This is a genomic window from Pseudooceanicola aquaeponti (assembly GCF_050897975.1).
Classification (GTDB): Bacteria; Pseudomonadota; Alphaproteobacteria; order Rhodobacterales; family Rhodobacteraceae; genus Pseudooceanicola.
This window is the reverse complement of sequence record NZ_JBPAXY010000005.1, coordinates 281,528-296,150: the sequence shown is the minus strand read 5'-3', so window position 1 is coordinate 296,150 and position 14,623 is coordinate 281,528. Positions and strand designations below refer to the sequence as shown.

Genomic DNA, 14,623 nt, shown 5'->3' with positions numbered 1-14,623 from the left:
GTCAGGCGGTATCCTTCAGTTGCGCCGCGTCCTGCGCGGCGATGCCGGGAATAAGGTCGATGGAAAGGCCGGCGCGGCGACAGCTGTCGATCAGCTTGCGCGGCAGGGGGGCGGCGGCCAGGTAGACGACATCGGCGCCGCCGTCGGCCTCGATCAGCAGGATCTGATCTAGGGGCGGCACGTCGAGCGGTTTCGGCAGGGCGACCAGACGCGCCTCGCGCCGCGCCAGCTCCAGCACGGCGGGGGCGATGGCGGCGTCATGGACGACCACATCGGCCCGGTCCAGGGCGCGGCGCGCCTTCATGGTCAGCAGGTCCGGGTCGTCCGAGCCGGTAAAGGTCAGGGTCAGCCGCCCCGCGGGGGCGGCGCGGCCCAGGTGGCGGATCCGCAGGGCGGCCAGCGCCTCTTGCAGGTCGCGGCCCGCGGCCTGCGCGGCAGGGCCCGCGGTGGCGAACCATTCGGCCCAGAAGGCGCGGCGCGGCGCGCCATGGGCCAGGGCCTCGGCCTCGGCGCGGAAATCCCGGGCGGCGGCGGCCAGATCGGCGGTGCCTGCGGGCAGATGCTCTTCCAGGTGGCGTTTCACCGCCCGGGCCAGCATGGGGGCCGCGCCCTCGGTGCCGATGGCCACGGTCAGCGGCGCACGGTCCACCATGGCCGGGGTGATGAAGGCCGAGGCGGCCAGATCGTCCACCACGTTCCACAGCACACCGGCGGCCTTGGCGATCTCGACGGTTTCGGCGTCGGTCAGCGCGTCCTCATCGGCGGCATAGACCAGCGCGGCACCGGCCAGGGCGGCGGGGGTCAGGGGGGCCTCGGTCAGGGTCATGCGGCCCTCGGTGGCCCAGGCGCGGATCTCGGGCGCGGCGTCCCGGGCGTGGACGGTGATCCGGGCCCGGGTCTTCAGCAGCAGCCGCAGCTTGGCGATGGCGGCCTCGTCCCCACCCGAAAGCACCACGCGGGCGCGGTCCATGTCGAGGAAGATCGGAAAGTGGCGCATCGGGGGGCTTTCGGCTGTCGTTGACTTGCCCCTAATTTAGGAAATAGTCCTATGGGCGCGCCATGGGGGCGCGGAAATAAGGAAAACGGTTCCATCCCGCCGGGCGCCGGTGGTCCGTGTTCCACAGACAGGGGGAAAGGGCGAATGGCTGTCCGCCTCGATCAGACGGATCGGAAAATCCTTTTGCAGCTCCAGCAGGACGCGGCACAATCGCTGGACGATATCGCCCGTCAGGTGGGCTCGTCCAAGACCCCGGTATGGAACCGGATCCGCAAGATGAAGGAGGCCGGAATCATCGGCCCCCAGGTCGCCCTGCTGGATGCCGAGGCCCTGGGCTTCGACGCCTGTTTCTTCGTGCTGATCCGCACCTCCGAGCATGAGGCCGACTGGCAGGCCAAGTTCCTGAAAGCCCTGCGTGATCGCCCCGAGGTGCAGGAGGCGCACCGGCTGGCGGGCGACATCGACTATATCCTCAAGGTCCGGGTGCAGAACGCCCGCGCCTATGACGCCTTCTACCAGGCGCTGATCTCCGAGGTGAAGGTGCACAACGTCACCGCGCTTCTGAGCATGGAAGAGATCAAGTCGACCACGGCGCTACCGCTTTAGGGCAAAGGTCGGACGCCTCCGGCGGGAGTATTTTTGTCCCGGTGAAAGAGCAGAGGCAGGGCCGGATCAGGCCAGCGTCCGCATTTTGGCGGACCTGCCACGCGCCTCTTGCGAAAGTGGGCCACCTTTCTGGGCGCCGTCCCGCTCTTTCACTGGGCCGGATACACTCCGGGGGGAGCGCGCAGCGCGGGGGGCAGAGCCCCCCCCTTTTTCCGCCTTCAGCGCGTGACCATCAGCCGTTCCAGCCCGTGGAAATGGTAGAGGTCGGCGAACTGCGGCTGATCCGCCAGCGCCAGGTCGGGGCAGCGGGCGAAAAGGACGGGCAGGGCCACCTGCAATTCCAGCCGCGCGAGCGGCGCGCCGATGCAGAAATGCGCCCCCGCGCCGAAGGCCGCATGGGTGCGGGGCGGGCGGCTCGGGTCGAAGCGGTCGGGGTCGGGCCAGACCGCCGGGTCGCGGTTGGCGGCGCCGAGCAGGAGCGCCACCCGGTCGCCGCGCGCGAAGTGGCGACCCGCCACCTCGCAGGGTTCATGGGCGTAGCGGGTGAACATATGCAGCGCCGGGTCGTGGCGGAAGATCTCTTCCACCGTGCCCTCGACGCGATCCGGCGCCAGCCAGTGCGCGGCGTCACCGTGGCGCAGCAGGTGCATGGTGCCGATGCCCAGGGTGTGCACCGTCGCCTCATGGCCCGCGTTCAAGAGCAGGATGCAGGTGGTGATCAGCTCGTCGGTCGAGAGTTTCTCGCCCGCCTCTTCGGCGGCCAGCAGTTCCGAGATCAGGTCGTCAGACGGCGTCTTGCGGCGTTCCTCGGCGTAGCTGCGGATGTAGTCGGCGAATTCGGTCGCGGCGGCTGCGGCGGCGTCTTCGATCGCGCGGTCGCGGCGCGCCTGGTACATGGCCACCATGCGGTTGGACCAGTCCAGCAGCTGCGGCGCCATGTCCTCGGGCACGCCCAGCAGGCGGCAGATGACGATCACCGGCAGCTGGGTGGCGAAGGCAGGCAGCAGGTCGAAGGGTCCCTCGGTCGGGAAGGCATCGACCAGGCTATGGGCGATCTCCTCGATCTCGGGGGCCAGGGCCTTGATCCGGCGCGAGGTAAAGGCGCGCAGCACCAGGCCGCGCAGGCGCCGGTGCACGTCGCCGTCGAGCTCCAGCATCGAATGGTCTTCGATGTCGTAGAAGGGGCGTTGGTGGGCCGGGATCTCGGGCGCCAGTTCCGGCGGGCACTGGCGGCCAAAGCGGCGGTCGCGCAGCAGCGTGTTGACCAGATCATAGCTGACCGCGCAGGGCAGGCCGTAGTCGGCCCAGTCGATCAGCGGCCCTTCGGCGCGCGCGCGGGCGTAGAAGGGGTAGGGGTTCTGGACGAAGGCGGGATCGGTGGGCGATTGGGTGAGCGTGACCATGCGCTCTTGTGGCGGGATGCGCTTTCCAAGACAAGAGGGGGCGTGAGGAGGAATGGCCATGTCGCGGCGTCTGTTGGTTCTGGTCTGGCTGCTGCTGGTGGCGGCGGTGCTGTCGCTGGCGGTTTTCGAGGTGGCCTATCGCCAGTCCCTGCGCGCCCTGGAAGAGCGCGGCGAGGCGGATCTGAGCCTGGCCGCCGACCGGCTGAGCGGCCAGTTGCAGCGCTATCAGGATCTGGCGGTGCTGATGAACGCCCACCCCTCGGTCGCTGCCGTGCGCTTTGGCGCCAGTGGACGGGCCGAGGCGGAAGAGCTGCTTTTGTGGGCTGTCGACCGGACCGGCGTGTTGAACATGGCGGTGCTGACGCCCGGGGGGCGGGTGCAGGCCGCCGCCCGCCCGCTGCCCGAGGGGCCCTTTCCCGACTATGTCACCCGGGCGCTGGCCCGGGCCGCCGATGGTGCCCTGGGCACCGGGCACGGCACCACGGCGGATGGGATCCGCGTCTATGTCTTTGCCGCGCCGCGCTTTGCCCCGGGGGGCGCGGTGGCGGGGATCCTGCTGGTGCTGGTCGATGTGGAACTGCTGGAACGGGAATGGCGGGGTGACCGGCCTGCCGTCTATTTCACCGATGCGGGCGGGGCGGTCTTCATCTCGAACCGGTCGGAGCTTCTGGGTTGGCAGCGGCGGGCGGGGGGCGGGCTGATCCCGGTCGGCGGGGCGCCCGCCATGACCCGGCGCGAGGTGGCGGGGCTGGATCTTTGGCGCATCGACTGGGGGCCCTACCTGCCGCGCCGCGCCCTGCATCTGGTGCGCGACCTGCCCCAGGTGGGGCTGCGCGCCGAGGCGCTGGTGGATGCCGCGCCGGTCCGCCGCCTGGCGCTGTTGCAGGCGGCGGTGGCGGGGCTGCTGCTACTGGTTGCCGGGGGCACCCTGGCCATCCTGACCGCCCGGCGCCGGGCGCTGGCCCAGGCCAACCAGCTGCTGGAACACCGGGTCGAGGCGCGCACCGCCGAGCTGAAGCGGGCCCAGGACGAGCTGGTGCAGGCGGGCAAGCTGTCGGCCCTGGGGCAGATGTCGGCGGGGTTGAGCCATGAGCTGAACCAGCCGCTGATGGCGATCCGGCAATTCGCCGAGAACGGCGCGCTGTTCCTGGAAAAGGGCAAGCCCGAACGGGCGGCGCAGAACCTGGTGCGGATCGCCGATCTGGCCGGGCGCATGGGCCGCATCATCCGCAACCTGCGCGCCTTTGCCCGGCAAGAGGCCGAGCCCGCCCGCCGGATCGAACTGGGCGCGGTGCTGGACACCGCCCTGGAGATGACCGAGGCGCGCATCGCCAAGGAGGGGGTGACCCTTCAGGTCAGCCGCCCGCCCGGCCCGGTGCCCGCGCGCGGCGGCGAGGTACGGCTGGCCCAGGTGCTGGTCAATCTGATCACCAATGCGGTGGATGCCATGGCCGCCAGCGAGCGGCGCGAGTTGACCGTCACCCTTGAAGGGGGCCGCAGCCCGCGCATCCGGGTGGCCGATACCGGCCCCGGCATTGCCAGCCCCGAGAAGATTTTCGACCCCTTCTATTCCACCAAGGAGGTGGGCGCCTCGGAGGGGATGGGGCTGGGCCTGTCGATCTCTTACGGGCTGGTGCAAAGCTTCGGCGGCGCGATCCGGGGGCGCAACCGTGCCGAGGGGGGCGCCGAGTTCACCGTCGAGCTGGAGGGCATCGGGGAGGCGGGGTGAGGCCGGGAAGGGGGACGCTGTCCCCCGGCGCGCGGGCGCGCCTCCCCCTGGAGTATTTTCAGCCACAGAATGGGTGGGGCGGGGCGCCTTTTGGGGGCGGAGGGACCGGGGCCTGCGGGGCATGGTCTTTGCCACGCCTGGGCGCTAGGTTTTCGCGGGGAGGATCGGGGTGATGATGGGTGAGACGGGCATGGTAAGCCGGGTTCTTCTGGTCGATGACGACGCCGCCGTGCGCGAGGCGCTGGCGCAGACGCTGGAGCTGGCGGATCTGGAGCCGCTGGTGGCGGGCAGTTTCATCGAGGCCAAGGATCATATCGGCGCCGGGTTAGAGGGCGTGGTCCTGTCGGATATCCGGATGCCCGGGCGTGACGGCTTCTTCCTGCTGGATCACACGCTGAAGACCGATCCCGAGCTGCCGGTAATCCTGCTGACCGGCGAGGGCGACATCCCCATGGCGGTGGATGCGATGAAGCGTGGCGCCTTCGGCTTTCTGGAAAAACCCTGTGCCAGCGCCGATCTGCTGCCGGTCCTGGAACGGGCGCTGAAGACCCGCGCGCTGGTGCTGGAAAACCGCCGCCTGAAGGCGCAGCTGGAAAGCGGCGACCCGGCGGCGCGGATGATCTTTGGCCGCTCCGAGCAAAGCCAGGCCCTGCGCCGCCGGGTGCGCCAGGTGGCGGGCACCGGGGCCGAGGTGCTGGTGACCGGGGCGCCGGGGGCGGGCATTTCCAAGGTGGCCGAGGTGATCCACCTCAGCTCGCGCCAGGCACAGCGGCCCTTCGTCAAACGCGCCTCGGCGGGGCTGGCGGTGGCCGCGCTGGAAGGCGCCTTTCAGGAGGCGCTTGGCGGCTCTCTTTACCTCGACGAGATCACCCAGCTGCCGGGCGACACCCAGTTCGCCCTGTCCGAGATGCTGGAGCGGCAGCCCGGCGCGCGGCTGATCGCGGGCAGCGCGGCCCTGCCCGAAGAGGCGGTGGAGGCGGGGCGGTTCAGCCCCGACCTCTTCTACCGGCTCGACGTGATGCGGGTGCATATCCCGGCCCTGTCCGAACGCCCCGAGGATATCCCGGTGATGTTCCGCCAATATGTCGCCCAGGCCGCCGAACAGGCCGGTCTGGCCGCCCCCGAGGTGACGCCCGACCATGTGGCCTGGCTGATGGCGCGGGACTGGCCGGGCAATGCCCGGGCCCTGATGAGCGCCGCCATGCGCTTTGTCCTGTCGGGCGGCGAGGGCGAGGCGGAAGAACAGAACGATCTGGGGTTGGCCGAACAGATGGCGCAGATCGAGAAAAGCCTGCTGGTGGCCGCCCTGCGCCGCCACGAGGGCCGCGCCAGCGCCGCCGCCGAAGGGCTGAAGCTGCCGCGCAAGACCTTCTACGACAAGCTGGCAAAACATGGGCTGAAGCCCGAGGATTTCCGCTGAGATCCCGGAATTGCGGCCCGTGCCCCTTGCGATCCGCCGCCCGCTGACCGACAGCGGGCCCGGGCGGCAGGTCGTGTCGCGGACAGGTGAGGGCGGCAGATGGCAGGCAGGGTGACGATCCGGACTCCATGGCGGGGCGCGGCGGCGATCTTTCTTCTGAACGGGATGGTCATGGGCACCTGGGCGGGGCGCATCCCCGCCATCGCCGCGCGCTTCGATCTGGACGAGGCGGGGGTGGGGCTGTTGCTGCTGGTCCTGGGGGTGGGGGCGATCCTGGCCTTTCCCGCCGCCGGGCGGCTGACCGACCGGCGGGGCGCCCTGCCGGTGATGCGGATCTCGATGCTGGGGCTGCTGGTCTCGGTCGCGGCGGCAGGCCTTGCGCCCTCTCTGGCGCTGCTCTGCATCGCGGTTTTCTGCATGGGGGCGCTGCATGGCACCACCGATGTGACGATGAACGCCTGGGCCTCGGAGGTCGAGCGCCAGATCGAGCGCCCCGCCATGACCGCCTTTCACGGCATGTGGAGCCTGGGCGCGGGGGCGGGCGCCCTGTCGGGCTATGCCGCCGCCGAGTCGGGGATCGGGCCGGGGCTGCATTTTACCGTGGTGCCGGTGCTGGGCGCGGCTCTGCTGTTGCCGCTGACCCTGATCCCCTGGCAGTCGGACCTGCGCGAGCGCGCCGCCGATGCGCCGGTCTTTGCCGTGCCGCGCGGGGTCATGCTGCTGGTCGGGCTGGTGGCGCTGACCGCCGGGCTGGGCGAGGGCGCCGTGACGGATTGGAGCGCGCTCTACCTGATCGACCGCGCCGGGCTGAGCGAGGGGCGCGCCACCCTGGGCTATGCCGCCTTCTCGGTCACCATGGTTGCCGGGCGGCTCATGGCGGGGCAGGTGATCCGCGCCTTCGGCAATGTGGCGGTGGCGCGGGCGGGGGCCCTTTTGGGGGCTGCGGGAATGGCGCTGGTGGTCTGGGCGCCGCTGCCGGGGATCGCCCTGGCGGGCTTTGCCGCCATCGGGCTGGGGCTGGCGCCGATCATCCCGCTGGTCTTCAGCCGCGCCGCCACCGACCCCGAGATCTCGCCCGGGCAGGGCATCGCCTCGGTCGCCACGCTGGGCTACGGCGCGATGCTGCTTGGCCCGCCCCTGCTGGGGGCGGTGGCCGACCTGGCCTCGCTGCGCCTGGCCTTCGTGCTGGTCGGCCTGGGCCTGCTGGTCTCGGCGGCGCTGGCCCCGGTGCTGCGGGTGCCGGGGGCGCGTCACGCCCCTGTCACCCGGCGCGGCTAAGTCGGGCCGGACCCGGGCAGGGCCGCGCGACGGGCGCGTGGGCGCCTCGGGGCGCGCGCGGAGGGTGCCATGGGCCTTGTGATCCTGATCGACGGACCCATCGGAGTGGGCAAGACCACCCTGGGCCGCCGCGCCGCGGCCGAGCTGGGCCTTGCCTTCATCGACGGTGATGACCACCGCCCCCCGGGGCAGGGCTGGCTGCGCGCGGGCCGGGTCACCGCCCAAGCCATCGCCGGGGCCGCCGAGGCGGCGCTGCGCGAGGCGCCCGGCGTGGTCATCGCCTACCCGCTGCGCTGCACCAACTGGATCTGGTATCGCCGCCGCCTGGGCGACGCGGGCCACGCGGTCCATTGCCTGGGGCTAAGCGCCGCGCCCGCCCATATCGCCGCCCGCGCCCGGGTGCTGAGCGTCGCCGAGCGTACCCGCAGCGCTGAGATGGCCGCCCAGGGCTATGGGCGCCGCCCCTTTGCCACCCTCTGCCTGCGCAGCGACAGTGGCGACGAGGCCGCCTGTGCCGCGCGGTTGAGCTGGGCCATACGGCTGATCGCCCGAACCCCGTGCGCCTCGGCAGGGGACCTCACAGGGGCGTGATTCCGCCGGGCGCCGTCTGTGCGGGTTTCCGCACAAATCCCCGGATTCCCTGTGCGGGATTTCGCACATCTCCCGCATGGCGGCCATGCGCCTGGCGCATGGGTTTCTCCTAACCCTCTGACGTGCATCCGAAAATCCGAAGGTAGGCACACGCAGCGAGTTTTCCTTGAGCGCCCCCGTCCGCTTGTCGATTTTCTCTGCACCGGGGCGCAGCGCCCCACTGACAGACCTTTCACTCCGGGGAGGAGACCCAGATGAAATTCCTGACCAGCACCGCCGTGGCCCTGGGCCTGGCCGTCACCGCATCCGCCGCCGCCGCCAATACCGGCGCCTGTGACGATGGCGAGATGGTGATCAAGTTCAGCCATGTCACCAATACCGACAAGCACCCCAAGGGGATCGCCGCCGAACTGCTGAAATCGCGCGTCAACGCCGAGATGGACGGCGTGGCCTGCATGGAGGTCTACCCGAACTCGACCCTTTACGATGACGACAAGCTGCTGGAAGCCATGTTGCAGGGCGACGTGCAGCTGGGCGCCCCCTCGCTGTCGAAATTCGAGACCTTCACCAAGGTCTTCCGCATCTTCGACCTGCCCTTCATGTTCAAGAACATGGATGCGGTGGACGCCTTCCAGAACTCGGAAAACGGTCAGGACATGATGTCCTCGATGGAACGTCGCGGCCTGGCGGGCCTGGCCTTCTGGCACAACGGCCTGAAGCAGTTCTCGGCCAACCGTCCGCTGGTCCTGCCCACCGATGCCGAGGGCCTGAAGTTCCGCGTGCAGCCCTCTGACGTGCTGGTCGCCCAGATGGAAGCCATCGGTGCCTCGCCCCAGAAGATGGCCTTCTCCGAGGTCTACGGCGCGCTGCAACAGGGCGTTGTCGACGGTCAGGAAAACACCTGGTCGAACACCCTGGGCCAGAAGTACTACGAGGTGCAGGACGGCATCACCGAGACCAACCACGGCGTGCTGGACTACATGGTCGTGGCCTCGGTCGACTGGCTGGACAGCCTGGACGAGGGCGTGCGCGAGCAGTTCCTGACCATCCTGCATGAGGTCACCGTCGAGCGGAACGCGGCGATTGCCGAGGTCGACGCCGCCGCCCGCCAGGGTGTGCTGGACGCCGGTGGCACCATCCGCGAACTGACCCCCGAGCAGCGCGCGGCCTGGGTCGAAGCGATGAAGCCGGTCTGGGCCCAGTTCACCAATGACGTCGGCCAGGACAACATCGACGCGGCGCAGGAAATCAACGCCCAGTACTGATCGTCCGCAAGGACCGTCGGGGAAGGGCGCGGCCAGAGGGTCGCGCCCTTCCTGCACCCGCCCGGGGGCGCGGCGCCCTGTGCAGGTCCTGCGGGCCTTGGGCCCGCGCTGTCGCAATCACACCGTCAAGACCAACAACAACAGAGAGGGACAGGCCATGCATCCCAATCCTGGGGAAAGTGTCATCGACCGCATCGAGGAGACGCTGATCGCGGTCATCCTCGGCGCCATGACGCTGATCACCTTCGCCAATGTGGTGGCGCGCTATGTGTTCAATGCGAACATCCTCTGGGCGCTGGAAGCCACGGTGTTCCTGTTCGGCTGGCTGGTCCTGCTGGGCGCCTCCTACGCGGTGAAGAAGAACGCCCACCTGGGCGTCGACGCGGTGGTCGACATCGTCTCGGCCCCGGTGCGCCGGGTTCTGGCGATCCTCGCCGTGACGATCAGCATCGTCTTCGCCTTCCTGCTGCTGAAGGGCGCCTGGGATTACTGGGCCAACTTCGCCAACCTGCCGCAGACCGAGGGCCGCTGGTTCCCCCTGGGCTTCGAAGAGAAGTTCCGCCCGAAATCCTGGTACGAGGTCAACGACATTCCCATGCCCGATTTCCTGCGCTTCCTCGAAGGGGCGATGAACGAGGGCGAGGCCTACGAGAAGCTGCCGCGCTTCATTCCCTATGCGGTGCTGCCGGTCTCGATGGCCCTTCTTCTGTTCCGCTTCCTTCAGGTCGCCGTCGGCATCTGGAAGGGCAAGTTCGACCGCATCGTGGCCAGCCACGAGGTCGAGGACGACATCGCGGAAGTCCGCGAACAGCGCGGGGAGTTCTGATCCATGTCCGTTGCCATCCTTTTCGGCCTCGTCGTGGGCTTCATGCTGATCGGTGTGCCGATCGCGGTCTCGCTGGGCATGTCCTCGGTGCTGTTCCTGCTGTTTTACAGTGACACCTCGCTGGCCTCGATTGCCCAGACCCTGATGGGCGCCTTCGTCGGCCATTTCACCCTGCTGGCGATCCCCTTCTTCATCCTGGCCTCGTCCTTCATGTCGACGGGGGGGGTGGCGAAACGGATCATCCGCTTCTCCATCGCCTGTGTCGGCCACCTTCAGGGGGGGCTGGCCATCGCGGGGGTCTTCGCCTGCATGATCTTCGCCGCCCTCTCGGGCAGCTCGCCCGCCACGGTGGTGGCCATCGGGTCGATCGTCATCGGGGCGATGACCAAGGCGGGCTATTCCAAGGATTTCGCCGCCGGTGTGATCTGTAACGCGGGCACCCTGGGCATCCTGATCCCGCCCTCCATCGTCATGGTGGTCTATGCCACCGCCACCGATGTCTCGGTCGGCCGGATGTTCCTGGGCGGCGTGATCCCGGGGATCCTGGCGGGGCTGATGCTGATGATCGCGATCTGGGTCATGGCGCGGATCAAGAACATGCCCAAGGGCGAGTTCGCGGGCATGGGCGAGGTGCTGTCGTCCTTCCGCGAGGCCTTCTGGGGCCTGATGCTGATCGTCATCATCATGGTGGGCATCTACGGCATCCCGGGCGTCACCGGCGCGATCTTCACCCCGACCGAAGCCGCCGCAGTGGCCTCTGTCTATGCCTTCATCGCGGCCAACTTCATCTACCGCGACATGGGCCCGCTGGCGACCGAGGGTGAGGGGCGCAACAAGTCCCTGCTGCAAAAACCCCTGGCCCTGGTCACCGCCTGGTTCCACCGCGACACCCAGAAGACCCTGTTCGAGGCGGGCAAGCTGACCATCACGCTGATGTTCGTGATCGCCAACGCGCTGATCCTGAAGCATGTGCTGACGGATGAGCAGATCCCGCAGATGGTGGCCGAGGCGATGCTGTCGGCCGGTTTCGGCAAGATCATGTTCCTGATCGTGGTCAACGTCATCCTGCTGATCGGCGGCCAGTTCATGGAACCCTCGGGCCTGCTGGTCATCGTGGCGCCCCTGGTCTTCCCGATCGCCATCGAGCTTGGCGTGGACCCGATCCACCTCGGCATCATCATGGTGGTCAACATGGAGATCGGCATGATCACCCCGCCCGTCGGCCTGAACCTCTTCGTCACCTCGGGCGTGGCCGGAATGCCGATGATGCGCGTGGTCAAGGCCGCTGCGCCCTTCCTGGCGGTGCTCTTTGTCTTCCTGATCCTGGTGACCTATGTGCCCTTCCTGTCTACGGCGCTGCCAAACGCGGTGATGGGGCCGGAGATCGTGACGAATTGAGTTTCTGAACGGTGGTTTGTTGTGTGAAGACGGCGTTCCTTCGGGGGCGCCGTTTTCGCATGAAAGGGGGGCGGCCTGACGGCCGATGCCTCCGGCGGGAGTATTTTCGTCCCGGTGAAAGAGGCGGGATGGCGCCTGGTAGGTGACCGGCATTCGCAATGGGGGACGTGCCACGCGCCTCTTTCAAACGTCCGCCACCCGGACAGGCACGACCTATGCTCCTCCGACAGCCGGAAATACTCCGGGGGGAGGCGCGCGTGTCGCGCGGCGGGGGGCAAGGCCCCCCTGTGGGGCGTCAGGCCTTTTCCAGCGCGGCGATGATCGGGGCGAAATCGTCGGCCTTCAGCGAGGCGCCGCCGACCAGCGCGCCGTCGACATTCGAGATCGAGAAGATCTCAGCGGCGTTCGAGGCCTTCACCGAGCCGCCGTAGAGCAGCCGCACCGATTTCCCCACGCCATAGCCGAACCGCGTCTCCAGCCGGTCGCGCATGAAGTCGTGCACCTCGCCGATCTGTTCCGCCGTGGGTACCTGGCCGGTGCCGATGGCCCAGACCGGCTCGTAGGCGACCACCAGGTTCTCGCCGTTGGAACTGTCGGGGATCGACAGCGACAGCTGGGCGCCGATGATGTCCAGCGTGTTGGTCGCCTCACGCTGAAAGGCGCTTTCGCCGACGCAGATGATCGTGGTCAGCCCCACCTCTTGCGCCGACTGGGCCAGCAGGCGCACGTCTTCCGAGGCCTCGTTGTGATCGAAGCGGCGTTCGGAATGGCCCAGGATCACCGCCGTGGCGCCCACGTCCTTCAGCATCTCGGCCGAGATGTCGCCGGTGTGGGGCCCGGCCATCTTGTGGTGGCAGGTCTGGCCGCCGACGAAGATCGGGCTGGACCAGCACATATCCACGGCCGGGGCCAGCAGGGTGGCGGGCGGACAGATCAGGATGTCGCAGCCCGGGTCGGGATGCGCGTCCTTCAGCTTTTCCAGCTCCTTGAGCGAGGCGCGAAGCCCGTTCATTTTCCAGTTTCCGGCGGCGAGTTTTCTGCGCATTCCCTGTCCCTTCTTGCGGGCGATTTCCGCGTCTCTGCCGGGGGTTAGCCCCGGGCGCGCGGGTCCGGGACATGACGCCCCGGTATCCTTGCCCGCATTTTTGCCCTTGGGCGGGCAAGGTCAAGGGGACGGTAGCGCTCACAGCCGGGCATTCCACCCCGGGCGGTCCGGGGGCGCCGATCCGGGCAGGGGCTTAGCCTGCGCGACGGGCGGCCTTGCGCGCCTTGGCCGCGCGTTTCGCGCGCGTTGCCGCCCGCGCCGGGCCCAGGGACAGCTCTGCCCAGTGCAGCGCCTCTTCGGGGTCGTCCAGGGCGGGCTCGGGCAGGGACATCAGGCTGGTCACCTGCCGCCTGCCGTCCTTGCGGGTGTAGACGAATGGTTCGGACCCGGCGGCGCGAAAGGCCGCTTCGGTCGTGGCGTCGGATTTCATGTAGAGGGTGCCCGAGGGCGAGATCATGGCGATCATCACATCCTCTTCGACGTAGAGCGCCGCGCCGGAGAACATCCGGCCCAGGCGCAACGGCCCAAGGCCTGCTAAAAGGTCGCGCACATGGTCCAGGAAATCGGGATCGACGGCCATATTGCCCTCCGCAGATGGGGGCAGACTGGGCCGAACCGGCGCGGCGCGCAAGGGGCGCCGCGTCAGGCGGGGCAGGGCCCTAACCTTACATGCCCGCGAACTTGATCGACTCGCCGCAGCCGCAGGCCTCGGTCACATTGGGGTTGTTGAACTTGAACCCGGATTCCAGCAACGAGACCTCATAGTCGATCTCGGTTCCAAACAGGAACATCTGCGCCATCGGCGCGATCATCACCCGGGCGCCGTCCTGTTCCACGACCTCGTCCATCGGATCGACGCTGTCGACGTAGTCCATGGTGTATTCCATGCCCGCGCAGCCGCCCTTCTTGACGCCGATGCGCAGGCCCTGGTGGCCCTCTTTCTGCATCAGCTTGACGATCTGCTGGGCCGCACGCGGTGTCATCGTGACCGCCTGTTTGCCGGGAATGCTGAACATGGATGCCTCCTTGTGCGCCGCGAGGGGGGCAGGGCGCGTCGGGCCCAAGATAAGGGGCCGGGCGGGGAATTCCAAGGGCGCGCCTTGGGGGGCGGGCCGCGCCTCAGCCGCGCAGGGGGCGGCGGCCCGCCAGCAGGTCGGCATTGTCGCGATAAAGCGCGCTCAGCCGCGAGATCAGCCGCCGCAGGGGCGGGCGGTGGCGGTCGTCGGCGTGAAAGACCAGGTGCTGGGTCTCGTCCAGCGCCTCGATCAAGGGGCCTGCGCGGGTCAGGGCCGGGTCGCGGTCGCCCGCCATGCAGGGCATGACGCCGATGCCCGCGCCCGCGCGCACCAGCTCGTGCACCGTGGCCACGGAATTGGCCAGCACGGCGACGGGCAGATCCTGGGCGTGCAGCCAGCGGGCGGCCGGGTGGCGGGCGCTGTCGGGATCCATGGCGACCCAGCCCAGCCCCTCGGCACTGGGCAGGGAATGGCTGCGGTAGGGGGCAAAGCGCAGCTGGCCCAGGGGGCGCGAGGCGAGGTTGCCGGCCTCGGGCGCGCGGTTGCGGATGCCTGCGTCGATCTCGCGGTGGCCGATGTCCAGCGTCGCCTCGGTGGTGATGAAATGCAGCCGGATGCCGTCGCCGGGCGGGCAGATCTCGGCCAGGCGGTCGGCCAGGAAATGCGCCGTGGCGGTGCCTGCCGAGAGGCGCAGCACCGGCCGTTCCCTGGGATCAGCGAAGAGCGCCTGCACCGGCTGGGCCGCCGCCTGCATGGCGCGCACCCGGGTCAGCAGCGCCTGGCCCGCCGGGGTCAGGGTATAGCCCGTGGGGCCGCGGCGAAACAGGCTCTGGCCCGCCTGCTCCTCCAGCGCCAGCATCCGCCGCCCGATGGTCGGCGCGCTAAGGCCAGAGCGGCGGGCGGCCGCGCTGAGGCCTCCGGCCTCGGCCACGTGAAAGAAGATATGCAAGTCGTCCCAGTTCAGGTCTTTCATAGGTGAAAAGCCCTTTGCCGTCTTGGGCGCAGAAGTGCGTGTGGGGTCAGGGTACTTTTACGAAAACGGAAAGGAA

At 69.1% G+C, this 14,623-nt stretch carries 14 protein-coding genes; 8 read left to right on the top strand and 6 right to left on the bottom strand.

The genetic code is table 11. The features are described from left to right. Nucleotide 1 precedes the first annotated feature (1 nt). Entirely contained in the window at nt 2-997 is a 996-nt protein-coding gene (locus ACRARE_RS13910) for a siroheme synthase domain-containing protein (protein WP_432657047.1), read from the bottom strand. Nucleotides 998-1,141: 144 nt separating this feature from the next. Between ACRARE_RS13910 and ACRARE_RS13905 the strand changes: the two genes are divergently transcribed. Continuing rightward, nucleotides 1,142-1,603, top strand: a complete 462-nt coding sequence (locus ACRARE_RS13905; RefSeq protein ID WP_432657046.1) for an Lrp/AsnC family transcriptional regulator — start codon at nt 1,142-1,144, stop codon at nt 1,601-1,603. A gap of 218 nt (nt 1,604-1,821) precedes the next feature. Here the strand turns inward: ACRARE_RS13905 and ACRARE_RS13900 are convergent, their stop codons facing one another. Next, on the bottom strand, nt 1,822-3,006 hold the full coding sequence (locus ACRARE_RS13900; protein ID WP_432657045.1) for a cytochrome P450: 1,185 nt from the start codon (nt 3,004-3,006) through the stop codon (nt 1,822-1,824). Nucleotides 3,007-3,064: 58 nt separating this feature from the next. Between ACRARE_RS13900 and ACRARE_RS13895 the strand changes: the two genes are divergently transcribed. From ACRARE_RS13895 to ACRARE_RS13865, 7 genes are all read left to right on the top strand, one after another. After that, nucleotides 3,065-4,735, top strand: a complete 1,671-nt coding sequence (locus ACRARE_RS13895; RefSeq protein WP_432657044.1) for a sensor histidine kinase — start codon at nt 3,065-3,067, stop codon at nt 4,733-4,735. A 190-nt stretch (nt 4,736-4,925) separates the two neighbouring features. Further along, nucleotides 4,926-6,155: a sigma-54-dependent transcriptional regulator gene (locus tag ACRARE_RS13890; protein ID WP_432657246.1), complete on the top strand. Its 1,230-nt coding sequence runs from the start codon at nt 4,926-4,928 to the stop codon at nt 6,153-6,155. 99 nt (nt 6,156-6,254) lie between these two features. Then, nucleotides 6,255-7,433, top strand: a complete 1,179-nt coding sequence (locus ACRARE_RS13885; protein ID WP_432657043.1) for an MFS transporter — start codon at nt 6,255-6,257, stop codon at nt 7,431-7,433. 69 nt (nt 7,434-7,502) lie between these two features. Then, entirely contained in the window at nt 7,503-8,024 is a 522-nt protein-coding gene (locus ACRARE_RS13880) for a nucleoside/nucleotide kinase family protein (protein ID WP_432657042.1), read from the top strand. Nucleotides 8,025-8,278: 254 nt separating this feature from the next. Next, nucleotides 8,279-9,289, top strand: a complete 1,011-nt coding sequence (locus tag ACRARE_RS13875; protein WP_432657041.1) for a DctP family TRAP transporter solute-binding subunit — start codon at nt 8,279-8,281, stop codon at nt 9,287-9,289. A 157-nt stretch (nt 9,290-9,446) separates the two neighbouring features. Then, on the top strand, nt 9,447-10,115 hold the full coding sequence (locus ACRARE_RS13870) for a TRAP transporter small permease (RefSeq protein WP_432657040.1): 669 nt from the start codon (nt 9,447-9,449) through the stop codon (nt 10,113-10,115). Nucleotides 10,116-10,118: 3 nt separating this feature from the next. Beyond that, nucleotides 10,119-11,513, top strand: a complete 1,395-nt coding sequence (locus ACRARE_RS13865) for a TRAP transporter large permease (protein ID WP_432657039.1) — start codon at nt 10,119-10,121, stop codon at nt 11,511-11,513. A gap of 295 nt (nt 11,514-11,808) precedes the next feature. Here ACRARE_RS13865 and tpiA read toward each other — a convergent pair whose 3' ends face one another. The 4 genes from tpiA to ACRARE_RS13845 all read right to left on the bottom strand — a co-directional run bounded on the left by tpiA (nt 11,809) and on the right by ACRARE_RS13845 (nt 14,547). After that, nucleotides 11,809-12,558 (bottom strand): triose-phosphate isomerase, encoded by a 750-nt coding sequence (tpiA, locus tag ACRARE_RS13860; protein ID WP_432657038.1) that lies wholly within the window; start codon nt 12,556-12,558, stop codon nt 11,809-11,811. Nucleotides 12,559-12,751: 193 nt separating this feature from the next. Beyond that, nucleotides 12,752-13,138 carry a TfoX/Sxy family protein gene (locus ACRARE_RS13855; RefSeq protein WP_432657037.1) on the bottom strand — a complete coding sequence of 129 codons (387 nt, stop codon included), beginning with the start codon at nt 13,136-13,138 and terminating at the stop codon, nt 12,752-12,754. Between the two features lie 85 nt (nt 13,139-13,223). Further along, nucleotides 13,224-13,574: a HesB/IscA family protein gene (locus ACRARE_RS13850; protein WP_432657036.1), complete on the bottom strand. Its 351-nt coding sequence runs from the start codon at nt 13,572-13,574 to the stop codon at nt 13,224-13,226. A gap of 103 nt (nt 13,575-13,677) precedes the next feature. Then, complete coding sequence (locus ACRARE_RS13845) at nt 13,678-14,547, bottom strand: LysR family transcriptional regulator (protein WP_432657035.1); 870 nt, start codon at nt 14,545-14,547, stop codon at nt 13,678-13,680. Nucleotides 14,548-14,623: the final 76 nt, after the last annotated feature.